The following is a 14,622-nucleotide window of genomic DNA, read 5'->3' as shown; positions in this document are numbered from 1 at the left end:
TCGAAATGGAAGGCATTCTTGCACTGATGATCCCGCTGGCCCCGTTCATCATGGTGGTCGCGATCGTCTGGATGGCAAACCAGCGCAAGCTGGAAGAAAAGCGCCTCAGCGCCACGGCGGCGATGACCGCGGAAGAAGCGGTGCGTCATGCCTCGCGGATCAGCGAACTGGAAGATCGCATCAAGGTGCTCGAACGCATCGTGACCGACAGCGGCTACAACGTCGCCACCCAGATCGAGGCGCTACGCGACACCCGCCGCGTGGACGAGGACGATAGCGGCGTGCCGCTGTCGATGGATCGCAAGGAGCGCGTGTGATGGAGGAAGCTGCCGTCATTTTCCCGCACCTGCCCTGGATCATCGGCGCGGCGCTGGGCGTAGGAGCGCTCGGTATCTTCGGCTGGATCCATACGACACGCCTCAAGATCAAGCACGGTTATCCGCTCGAAGGGATGTGGGGGCAGTCGCTGCGCCCGTCGTCCGACGGCGAAACCACTGAACGCGTGCGCCTGTTGACGCAGGAGAACGCCGAACTCCGCGCCGAAATCGGCTCGATGAAGGATCGTCTCGCGAACGTCGAACGGATCGTCACCGACAGCGGTTTCCAGCTCACCCACGAGTTCGACCGCCTGCGCGATCGGCAGGAGGCGAACTGATGAGCTTCTGGACTGCCATCGTACTGATCGTCGGCATCATTGCCGTCGCGGAGATCATCAAGTCGCGCCACCGTGCCGAAAACGGCATCACGCGCGACATGGTCGGCAACGAGACGGCCGTGCCCAAGAGCGACCGCGAGGCACAGCGCGAAATCGAGCAATTGCGCGAACGGATCGCGGTCCTCGAGAAGATCGCAACCGACGGCAACTCGCTCGACGCGCGCGAGACGCGGCGGATTTCCGAAGAGATCGAAGCCCTGCGCGACAAGCAGGACAGCTGACAGGTCAAGGCATCAGGAGGACATGAGGGAAATGTTCGAACCGACCATCATCATCGCCAGCGCGGCCATCGTCGGCCTCGTCATCGTCAGCGCCGCCCTGCTGCGCGCCTGGCAGGGCTGGCTCGCTCTCAAGCGAGAGGAAATCGAGCAGCGGCCCCGCCAGATGGAGCCGGAAATGCAGGGCGGATCGAGCGTCGGCGCAGCCCGCATCGAACTTGCCGACCTGAAAGAACGCATCCGCAAGCTCGAAGCCATCGCGAGCGGGGTGGATTTGTGAGCCGCAACGCCTAAGTGGCGCGAGATATGCGAAGCCTCGACGACATTGCCGAAGAATACGAATTCCTCGAAGGGGACGAGCGCTATCGCCTGCTGATCGAACTGGGCCGCGAGCTCGATCCGATGCCCGACGCGCTGAAGACCGATGCGACGCTGGTACGCGGATGTTCTGCCAGCGTCTGGGTCTATCCCACCGAACAGGGCGAAACCCTGCATTTCCTCGCCGACAGCAACGCCGCGATCACGAAGGGGATCGTCGCGCTGGTCATCGCCGCGGTGCAGGACAGGCCCGCCGCCGAAGTGGCGTCGATGGATGTCCCGGCCGCGCTGGAACCCTTCGACCTCAGGAACCAGCTCTCGTCCAACCGGACGCAAGGCGTGCCCAACATGATCGCGCTGGTGCAGGAACACGCCGCGCGACTGGCTGCCAGCTGAACCCATCGTCCCATGATGCGCCAGCTCTACTTTGCCGGAGGGGTATTCGCGGTCGTCCTGGCCGCAATCGGCGCGGTGCTGCCGATCATGCCGACCGTGCCCTTCCTGCTCGTCGCGGTCTATTGTTTCGCGCGGAGCAATCCGAAGTGGGAGAAGAAAATCCTCGACCATCCGCACTGGGGACCGCAGGTGCGCGACTGGAACGAGCGGCGGGCAATCTCTCGCCCGGCCAAGCTCATGGCGATCGGCGCAATGGCGGTGGGCGCGGTGTTTACCTACATGACGCTCGGCGAGCCGTGGTATTACATTTCGATCGCGATCCTGGTGATCGCCGGGAGCTGGATCACCACCCGCAACGAATGAGCCGCGGCGATCGTCAGATTCCGGCGGCGTCGCGGACCACGGCCACGCCGCTTTCGCGCTGGCGTTTGAGTTCCGCTTTCAGCTTGGCCGGCTCGCGCGCGAGTATGAAGCCGAAGCTGACCCCGCCTTCCTTGCCGATGGTCGCATGGTGGAGCTTGTGCGCCTGGACCAACCGCTTGGCGTAACCACGCTTGGGCACCCAGCGGAAATAACGCTGGTGAACGAGGCCGTCGTGGACCAGCGTATAGATGATCCCGTAACCCATGATGCCGAGGCCGATCCACGTCGCCGGCCACCAGGCGTCGGTGCCCATCACCCATTCGCTGCCGAGCGCGAACATCGAGATGCTCATCGCCGCGCCGACGATGGCGTAGAGATCGTTCTTCTCCAACAGATTGTCGTGCGGTTCGTGGTGGTCGCGATGCCAGCCCCAGCCGAAGCCGTGCATGATGTACTTGTGGCTCGCCCACGCGACCCATTCCATCGCGAGGATGGTGGCGATTACGATCAGCAGGGGGACGAACCAGTCGGGCATGCCCGGAATATAGGCTACTCGCCGTCGGGAAGGAAGAAGGCGCGCAGATGTTCGCCGATCCGCGCGGGGCGCAGGGTCTCGGCATCGATGCAGCACCAGCTGGACTGGACTTCCGCCAGCACTTCCTCTCCGCGGCGAATGACGGTGGAGTAGAAAGCGCGCGCGCCGTGAAACTTCTCCAGCACAGTCTGCGCGATCACGTCGTCCTCGAGGAACGCGGGGCGGCGATAGGTGATCTCGTGCTTCAGCGCGACCCACGCCTTGGTCGCGACCTCGTCGGCAGGCGCGAGCTTGCGCCAGTGCGCGAGCACGGCGTCCTGCACCCAGTTGAGGTAGCGCGCGTTGTTCACGTGGCCCATGAAGTCGATATCTTCAGGGGCGACCTGAATCGGAAAGGCAAATGGTTTTGCTGACATGAGTGTCAGTTAGCCATGAAAACCTTTCCATAGCGTGACAAGCTTTTTCTTACCCCGCAATTTCTTGCGCGCATCGCCAGCGAGCGGCACATTTGCGCCCATGGCCAGCAAGCCCCGCACGCTCTACGAAAAAATCTGGGATGCCCACGTCGTCGAAACCCGCGACGACGGGACCAGCCTGATTTATATCGACCGGCACCTCGTCCACGAGGTCACCAGCCCGCAGGCTTTCGAATCGCTGCGGCAGCAAGGCCGCCCAGTGCGCCGCCCCGACCTGACGCTGGCCGTCCCCGATCACAATCTCCCCACCACTCCCCGGGTGGATGCGCAGGGCAATCGCCTGCCGATCGAAGACGCGATGAGCGCGGCGCAACTCGAAGCGCTCGAGCGCAACGCGCCCGATTTCGGCGTCCGCTACATCGATGCGACCGATGCCGAGCAGGGCATCGTCCATGTCGTCGGGCCGGAACAGGGCTTCTCCCTGCCCGGCACCACGATCGTGTGCGGCGACAGCCATACCGCGGCCCACGGCGGTATCGGCGCTCTCGCTTTCGGGATCGGCACCAGCGAGGTCGAGCATGTCCTCGCCACCCAGACGCTGCTGCTCAAGAAATCGAAGACGCTCGCGGTGGAGGTCACCGGCGATCTCGGCCCCGGCATCACGCCCAAGGACCTCGTCCTGCACATCGTCGGCGCGCTGGGCACGGCAGGCGGCACCGGCCATGTCATCGAATATCGCGGCAAGGTGTTCGAACAGATGAGCGTCGAGGGTCGGCTGACGGTTTGCAACATGAGCATCGAGGCGGGCGCGAGGGCCGGTTTAATCGCGCCCGACGACACGGTCTTCGCCTATCTGAAAGGCCGTCCGATGGCGCCGAAGGGAGCCGAGTGGGATGCGGCCGTCGCCTACTGGAAGACGCTGATGACCGATCCGGGCGCGGCGTTCGACAAGGTCCTGCGCATCGACGCGGGCGAGATCGAACCCACGGTGACCTGGGGCACCAGTCCGGAAGACACGGTCGCGATCGGTGGCGTGGTCCCCGCGCCCGAAAGTTTCGCCGACCCGAGCAAGCAGCAGGCCGCCCGCAAGAGTCTCGATTACATGGGGCTCGAGCCAGGCCAGAAGATCGCCGAGATCCCGGTCGAGAATATCTTCATCGGCAGCTGCACCAACAGCCGGATCGAGGATCTGCGAGCCGCCGCCGATGTCCTGCGGGGCAGGCGCAAGGCGGCGAACGTCAAATGGGCGATCGCCGTCCCCGGCTCCGGGCTCGTCAAGCGGCAGGCAGAGGCCGAGGGGCTGGACAAGGTCTTTCTCGACGCCGGTTTCGAATGGCGCGAGCCGGGCTGTTCGGCCTGTCTCGGCATGAACCCCGACAAGGTTCCGCCGGGCGAGCGGTGCGCCTCGACCAGCAATCGCAATTTCGTCGGGAGGCAGGGCCCGGGTGCGCGCACGCACCTCGTCTCGCCCGCAATGGCCGCGGCCGCCGCGGTGACCGGACGCCTCGCCGATGTGCGAACGCTAACCCCGGTCGATGGCTGATCGCTTCAGCTACCCCTTGCCAGCGCGCGAGCGCCGAACCATGGTAAGCGCATGACCAAGAACCTTGCCGGAAAGGCCGCCCTCGCCGGCGCTGCCATCGGATCCGCTGCCATTGCCGCCGCGCTGCTCTATGCGGGCTCGCGCAAGAAAAAGAACGCTCCGGAGCAGCCCGGACCGATCCCGTCGGGCGAACCACCCGAAACCGACTAGAGGTCACGAGGGGAGAGACATCATGCTGAGATTCGCGATCGGAACCGTTGCGCTGGCGCTGGCCGTGCCCGCTCTCGCGCAGGATGCCACTACGCCCGACCTCGAGATGTGGCGGCTGGGCTGCGGCGAACTGCAGCTGAGCGATGCGGAGAGCTTTTCCGACGCGCATCTCTACGATGGCCAGCCCCGTACGCTTACCGACAGCTGCTACCTGATCCGGCACGGCGAGGATTACATGGTGTGGGATGCGGGCCTGCCCGGCGCGCTGGTCGGCAACAGCATGACCCAAGGCCCCTTCACAGTCACCGTGAAGCGCTCGATCGTCGACCAGCTCGGCGACCTCGGCCTGACGGCTGCCGATATCGACTACGTCGGTGTCAGCCACTACCATTTCGATCACATCGGCCAGCTGCCCGATTTTCCGCAATCGACGCTGCTGATCAACGAGCGTGACTTGCAGGCGGTCACCAATCCGCCCGCCTCCGGTCCGGTCGCCGATCCGGCCATTTTCGCTGCGTGGACGACCGCCGAAAAACCCAAACTGACGACCTATCCCAAGGACCACGACGTGTTCGGCGATGGCAGCGTCGTCATCAAGTCCACGCCGGGCCACACCCCGGGTCACAGTTCGCTGCTGGTGCGCCTGCCGCAGAAGGGCGACGTGCTGCTGACCGGCGACCTCTACCATTTCGTCGAGCAGATCGAGAACCGCGGCGTGCCCCAGTTCAATACCGACCGTGCGGACACGCTCGCATCGATGGCCCGATTCGATAGCATGGCCGGCGCGCTTGATGCCACCGTCGTCATCCAGCACGATCCGCGCCATATCGACCGGCTGCCCGCATTCCCGGAGTCCGCGAAGTAATGACCCCAGTCTCCACCATCGATGGCCGCGCCATCCCCTACGGCGCGAAGAACGTCGATACCGATGTCATCATCCCGGCCCACTGGCTCAAGACCATCACCCGCGAAGGTCTCGGCAAGGGAGCGTTCGAGTCGGTCCGCAGCGAGCCGGGCAATATCTTCGACGATCCCGAATTCGCCGGCGCGCCGATCCTGATCGCGGGCGACAATTTCGGCTGCGGATCGAGCCGCGAGCACGCCGCCTGGGCGCTGCTCGACATGGGCGTGAAAGCGGTCATCGCGCCGAGCTTCTCGGACATATTTTCGGGCAACGCCTTCAAGAACGGCGTTCTGACCGTCGCCCTCCCGCAGGAAGCGATCGACCGATTGATGGAGGTGGCGCAGACCGATCCGGTCAGCATCGATCTCGAGAGCCAGACCGTCACCACCCCCTTCCAGGACCGCTTCACATTCGAAATCGATCCCTTCCGCAAGCAATGCCTGATCGAGGGATTGGACGAAATCGGCCTCACGCTCGCGCGTGACGAAGCTATCACGAAATACGAACACACACAGGCGGCCAGCTATCCCTGGATCGCCGATGCAACGGAGAAAGCCGCATGAAAGCCCTGCGCAGCCACGAGGTCGGAGGACCCGAAACCCTGACCCTCGACGAAGTCGAAGTTCCCATGCCCGGCAAGGGCCAGCTGCTGGTCGACGTGAAGGCTTGCGCGATCAACTTCCCCGATACGCTGATCATCCGCGACATGTACCAGTTCAAACCGCCCCGCCCCTTCTCGCCCGGCGGCGAGATCGCGGGCGTGGTCGAAGCGGTCGGCGAAGGCGTCGAAGGCTGGCAGGTCGGCGACAAGGTGCTCGGCGGTACGGGCAACGGCGGCCTTGCCGAAAAGGTCGTGATGGATGCCGGACGGGTGTTCAAGATCCCCGAAGGCGTTTCGTTCGAGCAGGCCGCATCGCTGCTGATGACCTATGGGACCACGATCCACGGGCTGAAGGATCGCGGCCACATCAAGGAAGGCGACACCGTCCTGGTGCTCGGCGCTGCCGGCGGCGTGGGCCTCTCGGCGGTCGAGCTCGCCAAGGCATTCGGCGCGCGCGTCGTCGCCGCTGTCTCGACCGAGGCAAAGGGCGAAGTCGCCCGCAAGGCCGGCGCGGACGAGGTCGTGATCTATCCGCGCGCACCATTCGACAAGGACACTTCGAAGGAACTCGCCAACGCGTTCAAGGCGGCCTGCGGACCCGAAGGCGCCAATATCGTCTACGACATCGTCGGCGGGGACTATTCCGAGCCTGCACTGCGCTCGATCGCCTGGGAGGGCCGTTTCCTGGTGGTCGGCTTCCCGGCGGGCATCGCGAAGATGCCGCTCAACCTGACGCTGCTCAAGAGCTGCGACATCGCGGGCGTGTTCTGGGGCGCGTTCACGGCGCGCGAGCCGGAACTGTATCGCGCACAGGTCGACGAGTTGCTCACCATGCTCAAGGAAGGGCGGATCAGCCCGCTGGTTTCCGAGACCTTCCCGCTCGAACGCGGGGGCGAGGCGATCGCCAAGCTCGAGAATCGCGAGGCTGTCGGCAAGCTCGTCGTGACGATGGACTGACCATCGCCGCGCGCACCTTGTCGCGAAGGCCCGCCGGGCCTATCGCGAGAGGTACGAGACAAGGGAGCATTCGATGACCGATTTCACCGATCGCCGCAAAGGCGAAGAAGCCAAGTACGCCATGGACGAGGAAACCGCCTTCAAGGTGGCGGCGCGTCGCAATCGCCTGCTTGGCGAATGGGCTGCCGGGCTGATGGGCCTGACCGAGGAAGAAACCGACGCCTACAAGAAGGCGGTCATGCAGGCCGACTTCGAGGAAGCGGGTGACGAGGACGTGATCCGCAAGCTGCTCGGCGACCTGACGGCTGCGGAATGCGACGTGAGCGAAGCCGATATCCGCGCCAAGCTCGAAGAGATGACCGTGCAGGCCCGTCGCCAATTGATGGAACAGTCGTAAGGCGCGCGCGATGGCAATGTCGGCTTCAGAAATCGAAGGCATGATCAAGGCCTCGCTACCGCAGGCCGAGGTCGAAATCCGCGACCTCGCAGGCGATGGCGACCATTACGCCGCGCATGTCGTCTCCCCTGCATTTGCGGGCAAGAGCCGGATCCAGCAGCACCGGATGGTCTACGATGCGCTTGGCGGAAAGATGGGCGGCACGCTTCACGCCTTGCAACTCACCACCGGCGTTCCCACCTCCTGAGGCACCAGTTCACGCCTTAAGAGAGGCCAGCCATGTCAGACGTTTCCACCCGCATCGACGATATCGTCGGTTCCAACGACGTAGTCCTGTTCATGAAGGGCACGCCACTTTTCCCGCAGTGCGGCTTTTCCAGCCGTGCGGTCGCCATCCTCGACCATTGCGGCGTCGCTTACGACAGCGTCGACGTCCTGCAGGACATGGAAATCCGCCAGGCCATCAAGAGCTATTCCGACTGGCCGACGATCCCGCAACTTTACGTCAAGGGCGAGTTTGTCGGCGGCAGCGACATCATGATGGAAATGTACGAGGCCGGCGAATTGCAGGCCCTGATGCAGGAAAAGGCGGTCGCCAAGGCCGACAGCTGACCCGCTCGACACTGCCCTGAAACACGAAAGCCGCCTCTCGGGGCGGCTTTTTCGTATCTGCTGACGGGGAAGCAAAAAGTTCGGGGAGGCGGGACCGGGAGACCAGGGTGGTCCCGCCTCTATTCGAAGACCCCAAAGGGATGCAGCTTCCTATGCATGGCCCGTGCCAGTTCTCACAAGCCACGGGTTCGTGCGGAGCTCGATGGTAAACGCCGTTTTCAGATTTCGGCAGATGTAAACTGTCCCGACACCGATGGCGCTACGCGCTTGGCTTTCGCGCGCGATGCGCGCAGTGTCGCACACGATGAGTGATACAGCCGATTCCGCCCCGCAGGGCATTCCCGCCGCAACCGTAGTCATCTTTCGCAACGGGCCCGATGACGGCCCGGCCGAAATCCTGATGACCATCCGAAGCAGAGAAATGGTGTTTGCCGGCGGCATGGCGGTGTTTCCAGGCGGACGGGTCGACCCCGCCGACTTCGACCTCGGCGCGAGCATCGGCGGGCCGCTCGAACCGGACGAGGCTGCGCACCAGATCGCCGTCGTGCGCGAGACGCTGGAAGAGACAGGCCTTGTGATCGGCCTTTCGGGCGACATCGATGCCGACAAGGCCCGTGCCGCGCGCCGCTATCTCACGCAGACCGGCGAACTGGCTCCGGTGCTCGACCATTTCGGATGGGAGCTGGATCTCGGCCAGCTGACGCCATTTGCCCGCTGGTTTCCGAAAAACGAGCGCATCCCCCGCGTCTACGACACCCGCTTCTATCTCGCGGACCTCGGGACCGGCGCGGTCGATATCGCCGAAGACGGCTCCGAGAACACGCACCTGTTCTGGACGAGTGCGCAAGGGGCGCTCGACATGGCGGAACGGGGCGACATCAAGGTCATTTTTCCCACCCGCCGCAATCTCGAACGGCTGGCCCAGTTCTCGACCTTCGAGCAGGCCAAGGCACAGGCAGATGCAATTCCCGTTCGAACGATCACGCCCTTCATGGGCGAACGCGAGGGCAAGACCTGGCTCGAGATCGGTGCCGAACACGGCTATCCGGTGACCGGCGAACCGCTCGACACCGTGGCCCGCGGCTGAACTATCGATAGCCGGCGCTATCGAGCAGAATTACTGGCGCGCCCGGCAGGACTCGAACCTGCTGCCTCAAGATTAGAAGTCTCGCGCTCTATCCAGATGAGCTACGGGCGCGCGCACCCGCGCCATAGCGTGCTTTGCGCGCGCCGCAAATCGCGATAGCTAGCCTGTCCATGAGTTCCGATCCGACCGATTCCGCGCCGCAGAGGCTGTCCGCGAGCCAGGAGCACCGCTTCCGCTACTACGACTTCGTGATGGCTGGCTTCGTCACGATCCTGCTGCTGTCGAATCTGATCGGCGCATCCAAGCCCAGCTACGTGACCCTGCCCGGCGGGACCGAGTGGTCGTTCGGCGCGGGCGTGCTGTTCTTTCCCGTCAGCTACATCATCGGGGACGTGCTGACCGAGGTCTACGGATATGCCCGGGCGCGGCGCGTCATCTGGACCGGCTTTGCCGCGCTGCTGTTCATGGCGTTCATGGCCTGGGTCGTCGTTGCACTGCCGCCTGCCGAGGGGTGGGACGGACAGGAAGCCTACGAAAAGGTATTCGGCAACACCTGGCGCATCGTCGCCGCGTCAATGATCGCCTTCTGGGCGGGCGAGTTCGCCAACAGCTATGTGCTCGCCAGGATGAAGGTGTGGACCCAGGGACGCCACCTGTGGATGCGCACGATCGGCTCGACCGTCGTGGGCCAGGGGCTCGACAGCGTGATCTTCTACCCCTTGGCGTTCTACGGCATCGCCGGCTGGCCGCCGGAACTGCTGTGGCAGGTGGTCCTCTCCCAGTGGCTCATCAAGACCACCTGGGAAGCGGTGCTGACGCCGGTGACCTATGCCGTGGTCGGCTGGCTCAAGCGGCGCGAAGGCGTCGACATCTACGACGAGACGACCGACTTCTCGCCCTTCGCGCGAAGCGGCGACTGAAGGCTATCCCGATCGGGCAAAGCGAAAGGGCCGGATCTTTCGATCCGACCCTTCCCTCTCCCCTCGAGAAGTAACGAGTTTAGAACTTCACTCCGACGGCCACGCCATAACGGCGCGGATCGAGCGTGAAGATGTTGGTGAACAGGCCCGACGAGGCGTCGGTGACGTAAAGACCGGTCACCGAGTTGCTGTCGAAGATGTTCTGCACGAAGGCGCGGGCGAACCAGCGGTCGTTGGCGGAATTCAACTGGATCTGCGCATTCGCCTGCACGAAGGGTGCGATGCGGTTGACGCGGCCGTTGAAGACGTTGCCGTACTGCTCGCCGGTCAGCGCAACGTCCACGCGCGGAACCAGCGTCATGCCGCTGTCGAACTCTGCCGTGTACTGAACACCGACCGATGCCTTCATGTTCGGCGCCTGCGGCAGCTTGTTGCCCTTGAGGTTGGTTTCGACGCCGGGGCTCAGAACCGAGAAGCCAGCCGGAGCATTGTCCGCCAAGCTCTGACAGATGCTGAAGGCACCAGACGAAGCGATCCCGCCGTCCGACGGGAACTCGACCGGAGCCCCCAGACCGATGACGCTGTTGAAGCCGGCCACGAAGAAATCCGCCGCACCCGGAGCAGGACCCGTCACCGCGCACAAGGCACCATTGGTGATGTCCTTGATGATGACCGCATCCGGATCGCCACCACCCGGATCGCGCGGGTTGGAACTGGTCCCCGGCAACCTTTGCATTGAGGTAGCTGAAGTTCATGTTGACCAGCCAGTTGTCCGACGGACGGATGATCGATTCCAGCTCGACGCCCCAGATGTTCGCATCGATCGTATCGTTCACCGACGTACGGGCGATGATCCGGCTCAGCTGCAGGCCGCTGTACTTGTAGTAGAATGCGGTCGCATTGAGTTGCAGAGCACCGTTCAGGAAGGTGTTCTTGCTGCCGATCTCGAACGCATCGATCGATTCAGGTCCGAAGCTGTCGGACACCTCGAAGATCGGCGACAGCGGGGGGTTGATACCGCCCGACTTGTAGCCACGCGAATACGAGGCGTAGATGTGGTTGTCCGGCGACAGTTCGTAGTCGATGACCGCACGGCCGGTAATCTCGTCGAATCCGACCGAGCGCTGCTGCACGTCCTGCCGTCCGTCCAGGCCCGGGTCGGCATCGTAGACACCGCCGAACGGATTGATCGGATAATAGGGGTTGTTGGTCGGGTCGAACGGATCGCCGGTGTTCGTGTAGGGCACGAAGAAGTTGGCGAGCGTCGTGCGCGCGGTGACCGACTTCTTGTCGTTGTTGTAGCGCAGGCCGCCGGTCAGCTTGAGCCGGTCGGTGATGTCGAAATAGACCTCGCCGAAGATGCCGTAGCTCTTCAGTTTGAAGTCCTGCGTGTTGTTCCGGTAGAACGACGTCCCGGCATAGGACGGCGCGATGCCGGCACCGAGGCTGAGCAGCGAGCCGAGCGTGCCGGACACGTAGTCGATCGCAAAAGCGTTCACGAAATAGTCCGTGTCCTTCGCGGTGGCCTCCGCATAGATCGCACCGAGCAGGAAATTGAACGAGCCATCGAAGTCGCTGCTGAGGATGGCTTCTCCCGACCAGGACTCGCCCGTAGATACCGAGCGGTCGAACTGCGTCCCGTCGGCCGTGCAGACCCCGTAGCCTTCGAACAGACCGAGATTGTCGAGCCGGGTGTCAGAGGTACACAGATTGCCTGAGCCATCGAACAGGGCGGCTGCCACCGGCGCGAAATAGGCCTGGACGCCAGGCCCCGCCGCGCCGGCCGCATAGGCCTGCACCGTCCCGAATGCGAGCGCCGCATTGGGAATTTCGCCGATGCCCTGGTTGTAGTCCTGGCGGGAATCGACCGTGGTTTCCTGGTAGATACCCGTGAGAGACAGGTTCATCGAACCGAAGTTCTGGTCGAGATGCGCCTGCAACTGCAATTCGTCCGCGAAATACTCGGGAGTGAACTGCGTGTTGATCTTGCGAACGTCGGCAGGCTCCTGGAAGTTCGCATAGGCATCGGGCCCGTAAAGGCTGTTCAGCCCGAGCGTCGAGGTCAGCGGCCCAAGCGGCGTGGCGCCGAAAATGACGTTGAAGAATTCCTGCGAACCCAACGTGCCGGTAAAGGTCGAATTGGCGTTGAGCTTCTCGAAATCGCGACGGTTGTTGAGACAGCCGAGGACGCCGACCGGATCGCGCTGGCACAGCTGCTTCTGGATACGCATACGGTTGTCTTCCTCGCGGAAGTAGTATGCCATCAGGTCGAGGGTGGTGTCGGGACCCGGTTCGAAACGAAGCGAACCGCGGACCGCGTACATTTCACGGTCATCGAGATCGTCGCCATTGTAGACGTTCTCGGTGTATCCATCCCGGTCGAGCCAGAAGCCGGCGACACGCAGACCGAGCGATTGCCCGATCGGTACGTTGATCATCGCCTTGGCCTTCATCGAGTTGTAATTGCCGTACTCGAACTCCGCGGCTGCACCGAAACCGGACAGGTCGGGTTTCGCGGTGACCACGTTGACGACGCCCGAGGTCGCGTTGCGACCGAACAGCGTGCCCTGCGGTCCGCGAAGGACCTCGACCCGCTCGAGGTCGAAATACTCGGTTTCGAACAGGCGCGTGCCGAACAGCGGCGAGCCGTTCGTATGAATGCCGGTTGCGGCATCGCAGGTCGTACCGACGCAAAGGTCGCCGATCCCGCGTATGGTGAAGCTGGCGCCGGTGAAGTTACCCTTGGTGAAGGTCACGTTCGGAAGAGTGAGCTGTAGGTCGCTCGCATTCTCGATCTGCTGCGCTTCGAGTGCCTCGGCATCGAACGCGCTGACCGCGATCGGCACTTCCTGCAGGCTTTGCGCCTGGCGCTGCGCGGTCACGATGATCGTGTTGCTGCTGATTTGCGGATCTTCCAGGTCGTCTCCCGTGGCGTCCTGGGCAATAGCGGGAAATGCAGTGAATCCGGCGCACACGCCGGCAAGCAGGGCGGCTTTGACCCTCATGATCCTCTCCTTGTTCCATGCCGCTTTTGCGCGGCTTGTGGAATGGAGAAGCTAAGCCACAACCGGCCAGTCTGGCAAGTGGGCTTTTACAAGCCTGTGCACGACGCGAATCCACGCCTGCCCGCGGCGCGCCGCGGGCTTTTCGACGTTACGGAATGCTTGGTTCGCGCTCAGATCGAGCGGCTGATCACTTCCTTCATGATCTCGTTCGTGCCCCCGAAGATGCGCGTTACGCGGGCATCGCGCCACAAGCGTGCGATGGCATATTCGTTCATGTAGCCCGCTCCGCCGTGCAACTGGAGCGCGGCATCGCAGGCCTCCCACTGCAGGTCGGTGTGCCACAGCTTGGCGGCGCTCGCCTCGTCGGTGGTCAGTTCGCCAGAGAGATGCTTGCGGATCGCCCAATCGAGGTGTGCCCAGCCGACCTGGAGCTTCGCCTTCAGATCGGCGAGCGTGAACTTGGTGTTCTGGAATTCGAACACGGTCTGCCCGAATGCCTTGCGATCCTTGGTGAACTTGACCGCTTCGTCGAAGGCGCGCTGCGCGGCGGCCTGCGCACCGACCGCGATGCCGAGGCGCTCCTGCGGCAGTTCCTCCATCAGGTGGATGAAACCCCTGCCCTCCTGCCCGAGGATATTGGTCATCGGAACGCGCACGTCGTTGAAGAACAGTTCCGACGTGTCGGCCGAATGCTGGCCGATCTTGTCGAGATTGCGACCGCGCTCGAAGCCGGGCGTGTCTGCATCGACCAGCACCAGCGAGGTACCCTTCGCGCCGAGAGTCGGATCGGTCTTGGCGACGACGATCACGACATCGGCGTTCTGGCCATTGGTGATGTAGGTTTTCGAGCCGTTGACGACCAGGTGGTTGCCATCCTTGACCGCAGTCGTGCGAATGCCCTGCAGATCGCTTCCCGCGCCCGGCTCGGTCATGGCGATCGCGGTGATGATATCGCCGCTCACCATGCCGGGCAGATATTTAGCGCGCTGCTCGTCGGTGCCGAGCCGCTCGAAATAATTGGCCGTGATGTCGTTCTGCAGCGTGAACCCGGCGGAAGAGCCGAGGTAGCTCAGTTCCTCGGTCAGGACGCAATTGAATCCGAAATCCAGGCCGAGACCGCCGTTTTCTTCCTTGACGGTCGGACACAGCATACCCGCCTCGCCCAGCGCCTTCCACGCCTCGCGCCCCACGATGCCCTCTTCCTCGTGCTTGTCGAGGTTGGGCGTCATGTGCTCGGCAAAGACCTTGCGGACCGTGTCGCGGAAAGCCTCGTGGTCTTCGTTGTAGGCGGTGCGGTTTGCAGTATCGAGCATGGCTGGAAAGCTCCCGGAATCTTGATTGGCTTGCGAGTTACGCTTGCCCTTCGGCTGGCATTTGTAAAGGTAGCAAAACGCTACCGGCCCGCTAATCCGGACGCGAAGAGGA

19 protein-coding genes, 1 tRNA gene and 1 pseudogene are annotated in these 14,622 nt (G+C 63.4%); 16 read left to right on the top strand and 5 right to left on the bottom strand.

Translation table 11 applies throughout. The features are described 5' to 3' along the window. The first annotated feature begins 5 nt into the window (after positions 1–5). From GRI48_RS12910 to GRI48_RS12885, 6 genes are read left to right on the top strand one after another with little or no spacing between them, the layout of a single operon-like run. Positions 6–317, top strand: coding sequence for a hypothetical protein (locus GRI48_RS12910; protein ID WP_160677048.1), 312 nt, complete (start codon positions 6–8; stop codon positions 315–317). Then, complete coding sequence (locus tag GRI48_RS12905; protein ID WP_160677045.1) at positions 317–655, top strand: hypothetical protein; 339 nt, start codon at positions 317–319, stop codon at positions 653–655. Before GRI48_RS12910 ends, GRI48_RS12905 begins: the two co-directional genes overlap by 1 nt. Next, a complete protein-coding gene (locus GRI48_RS12900) occupies positions 655–936 on the top strand; it encodes a hypothetical protein (protein WP_160677042.1) in 282 nt (93 codons plus the stop codon). Before GRI48_RS12905 ends, GRI48_RS12900 begins: the two co-directional genes overlap by 1 nt. 31 nt (positions 937–967) lie before the next feature. Beyond that, entirely contained in the window at positions 968–1,213 is a 246-nt protein-coding gene (locus tag GRI48_RS12895) for a hypothetical protein (RefSeq protein WP_160677188.1), read from the top strand. Between the two features lie 26 nt (positions 1,214–1,239). After that, positions 1,240–1,647 (top strand): SufE family protein, encoded by a 408-nt coding sequence (locus GRI48_RS12890; protein ID WP_160677039.1) that lies wholly within the window; start codon positions 1,240–1,242, stop codon positions 1,645–1,647. Positions 1,648–1,659: 12 nt separating this feature from the next. Continuing rightward, entirely contained in the window at positions 1,660–2,010 is a 351-nt protein-coding gene (locus GRI48_RS12885) for a YbaN family protein (RefSeq protein ID WP_237451960.1), read from the top strand. A 13-nt stretch (positions 2,011–2,023) separates the two neighbouring features. Here GRI48_RS12885 and GRI48_RS12880 read toward each other — a convergent pair whose 3' ends face one another. Continuing rightward, the gene (locus GRI48_RS12880) at positions 2,024–2,545 is read right to left on the bottom strand and encodes a sterol desaturase family protein (protein WP_160677036.1); all 522 of its coding nucleotides are present in this window, start codon (positions 2,543–2,545) and stop codon (positions 2,024–2,026) included. 14 nt (positions 2,546–2,559) lie between these two features. Then, positions 2,560–2,961 (bottom strand): acyl-CoA thioesterase, encoded by a 402-nt coding sequence (locus tag GRI48_RS12875; protein WP_160677033.1) that lies wholly within the window; start codon positions 2,959–2,961, stop codon positions 2,560–2,562. 100 nt (positions 2,962–3,061) lie between these two features. Here GRI48_RS12875 and leuC point away from each other — a divergent pair, with 100 nt between their 5' ends. From leuC to GRI48_RS12830, 9 genes are all read left to right on the top strand, one after another. Continuing rightward, a complete protein-coding gene (gene leuC / locus GRI48_RS12870) occupies positions 3,062–4,504 on the top strand; it encodes a 3-isopropylmalate dehydratase large subunit (protein WP_160677030.1) in 1,443 nt (480 codons plus the stop codon). 51 nt (positions 4,505–4,555) lie between these two features. Further along, complete coding sequence (locus tag GRI48_RS12865) at positions 4,556–4,714, top strand: isopropylmalate isomerase (protein WP_160677027.1); 159 nt, start codon at positions 4,556–4,558, stop codon at positions 4,712–4,714. A gap of 22 nt (positions 4,715–4,736) precedes the next feature. Next, positions 4,737–5,579, top strand: a complete 843-nt coding sequence (locus GRI48_RS12860; protein ID WP_160677024.1) for an N-acyl homoserine lactonase family protein — start codon at positions 4,737–4,739, stop codon at positions 5,577–5,579. After that, complete coding sequence (leuD, locus tag GRI48_RS12855; protein WP_160677021.1) at positions 5,579–6,181, top strand: 3-isopropylmalate dehydratase small subunit; 603 nt, start codon at positions 5,579–5,581, stop codon at positions 6,179–6,181. The genes GRI48_RS12860 and leuD overlap by 1 nt, the downstream gene beginning before the upstream one ends. Continuing rightward, the gene (locus GRI48_RS12850; protein ID WP_160677018.1) at positions 6,178–7,176 is read left to right on the top strand and encodes an NADPH:quinone oxidoreductase family protein; all 999 of its coding nucleotides are present in this window, start codon (positions 6,178–6,180) and stop codon (positions 7,174–7,176) included. Before leuD ends, GRI48_RS12850 begins: the two co-directional genes overlap by 4 nt. Positions 7,177–7,249: 73 nt before the next feature. Further along, on the top strand, positions 7,250–7,573 hold the full coding sequence (locus GRI48_RS12845) for a DUF1476 domain-containing protein (protein ID WP_160677014.1): 324 nt from the start codon (positions 7,250–7,252) through the stop codon (positions 7,571–7,573). A gap of 10 nt (positions 7,574–7,583) precedes the next feature. Beyond that, a complete protein-coding gene (locus tag GRI48_RS12840; RefSeq protein WP_160677011.1) occupies positions 7,584–7,820 on the top strand; it encodes a BolA family protein in 237 nt (78 codons plus the stop codon). A gap of 32 nt (positions 7,821–7,852) precedes the next feature. Further along, positions 7,853–8,185 carry a Grx4 family monothiol glutaredoxin gene (grxD, locus tag GRI48_RS12835; RefSeq protein WP_160677008.1) on the top strand — a complete coding sequence of 111 codons (333 nt, stop codon included), beginning with the start codon at positions 7,853–7,855 and terminating at the stop codon, positions 8,183–8,185. Between the two features lie 304 nt (positions 8,186–8,489). Then, positions 8,490–9,272, top strand: a complete 783-nt coding sequence (locus GRI48_RS12830; RefSeq protein WP_160677005.1) for an NUDIX hydrolase — start codon at positions 8,490–8,492, stop codon at positions 9,270–9,272. A gap of 34 nt (positions 9,273–9,306) precedes the next feature. Here GRI48_RS12830 and GRI48_RS12825 read toward each other — a convergent pair. After that, positions 9,307–9,383 (bottom strand) — tRNA-Arg (locus GRI48_RS12825). Between the two features lie 59 nt (positions 9,384–9,442). Between GRI48_RS12825 and GRI48_RS12820 the strand changes: the two genes are divergently transcribed. Next, positions 9,443–10,192: a queuosine precursor transporter gene (locus GRI48_RS12820; RefSeq protein ID WP_160677002.1), complete on the top strand. Its 750-nt coding sequence runs from the start codon at positions 9,443–9,445 to the stop codon at positions 10,190–10,192. A 79-nt stretch (positions 10,193–10,271) separates the two neighbouring features. Here the strand turns inward: GRI48_RS12820 and GRI48_RS12815 are convergent. Together GRI48_RS12815 and GRI48_RS12810 are read right to left on the bottom strand one after the other, a co-directional pair. After that, a pseudogene (locus tag GRI48_RS12815) lies at positions 10,272–13,197 on the bottom strand (TonB-dependent receptor). 170 nt (positions 13,198–13,367) lie between these two features. Beyond that, the gene (locus GRI48_RS12810; RefSeq protein WP_160676999.1) at positions 13,368–14,510 is read right to left on the bottom strand and encodes an acyl-CoA dehydrogenase family protein; all 1,143 of its coding nucleotides are present in this window, start codon (positions 14,508–14,510) and stop codon (positions 13,368–13,370) included. Positions 14,511–14,622: the final 112 nt, after the last annotated feature.

The organism is Qipengyuania oceanensis (assembly GCF_009827535.1).
GTDB classification, from domain to species: Bacteria; Pseudomonadota; Alphaproteobacteria; order Sphingomonadales; family Sphingomonadaceae; genus Qipengyuania_C; species Qipengyuania_C oceanensis.
This window is presented reverse-complemented; position numbering and strand designations above follow the sequence as displayed.

What these genes read in the sequence shown, in the direction of transcription:
- GRI48_RS12910 (WP_160677048.1), top strand. Translation starts at nt 6, where the DNA reads ATGGAAGGCATTCTTGCACTGATGATCCCGCTGGCCCCGTTCATCATG.
- GRI48_RS12905 (WP_160677045.1), top strand. Translation starts at nt 317, where the DNA reads ATGGAGGAAGCTGCCGTCATTTTCCCGCACCTGCCCTGGATCATCGGC.
- GRI48_RS12900 (WP_160677042.1), top strand. Translation starts at nt 655, where the DNA reads ATGAGCTTCTGGACTGCCATCGTACTGATCGTCGGCATCATTGCCGTC.
- GRI48_RS12895 (WP_160677188.1), top strand. Translation starts at nt 968, where the DNA reads ATGTTCGAACCGACCATCATCATCGCCAGCGCGGCCATCGTCGGCCTC.
- GRI48_RS12890 (WP_160677039.1), top strand. Translation starts at nt 1,240, where the DNA reads ATGCGAAGCCTCGACGACATTGCCGAAGAATACGAATTCCTCGAAGGG.
- GRI48_RS12885 (WP_237451960.1), top strand. Translation starts at nt 1,660, where the DNA reads ATGATGCGCCAGCTCTACTTTGCCGGAGGGGTATTCGCGGTCGTCCTG.
- GRI48_RS12880 (WP_160677036.1), bottom strand. Translation starts at nt 2,545, where the DNA reads ATGCCCGACTGGTTCGTCCCCCTGCTGATCGTAATCGCCACCATCCTC.
- GRI48_RS12875 (WP_160677033.1), bottom strand. Translation starts at nt 2,961, where the DNA reads ATGTCAGCAAAACCATTTGCCTTTCCGATTCAGGTCGCCCCTGAAGAT.
- leuC (WP_160677030.1), top strand. Translation starts at nt 3,062, where the DNA reads ATGGCCAGCAAGCCCCGCACGCTCTACGAAAAAATCTGGGATGCCCAC.
- GRI48_RS12865 (WP_160677027.1), top strand. Translation starts at nt 4,556, where the DNA reads ATGACCAAGAACCTTGCCGGAAAGGCCGCCCTCGCCGGCGCTGCCATC.
- GRI48_RS12860 (WP_160677024.1), top strand. Translation starts at nt 4,737, where the DNA reads ATGCTGAGATTCGCGATCGGAACCGTTGCGCTGGCGCTGGCCGTGCCC.
- leuD (WP_160677021.1), top strand. Translation starts at nt 5,579, where the DNA reads ATGACCCCAGTCTCCACCATCGATGGCCGCGCCATCCCCTACGGCGCG.
- GRI48_RS12850 (WP_160677018.1), top strand. Translation starts at nt 6,178, where the DNA reads ATGAAAGCCCTGCGCAGCCACGAGGTCGGAGGACCCGAAACCCTGACC.
- GRI48_RS12845 (WP_160677014.1), top strand. Translation starts at nt 7,250, where the DNA reads ATGACCGATTTCACCGATCGCCGCAAAGGCGAAGAAGCCAAGTACGCC.
- GRI48_RS12840 (WP_160677011.1), top strand. Translation starts at nt 7,584, where the DNA reads ATGGCAATGTCGGCTTCAGAAATCGAAGGCATGATCAAGGCCTCGCTA.
- grxD (WP_160677008.1), top strand. Translation starts at nt 7,853, where the DNA reads ATGTCAGACGTTTCCACCCGCATCGACGATATCGTCGGTTCCAACGAC.
- GRI48_RS12830 (WP_160677005.1), top strand. Translation starts at nt 8,490, where the DNA reads ATGAGTGATACAGCCGATTCCGCCCCGCAGGGCATTCCCGCCGCAACC.
- GRI48_RS12820 (WP_160677002.1), top strand. Translation starts at nt 9,443, where the DNA reads ATGAGTTCCGATCCGACCGATTCCGCGCCGCAGAGGCTGTCCGCGAGC.
- GRI48_RS12810 (WP_160676999.1), bottom strand. Translation starts at nt 14,510, where the DNA reads ATGCTCGATACTGCAAACCGCACCGCCTACAACGAAGACCACGAGGCT.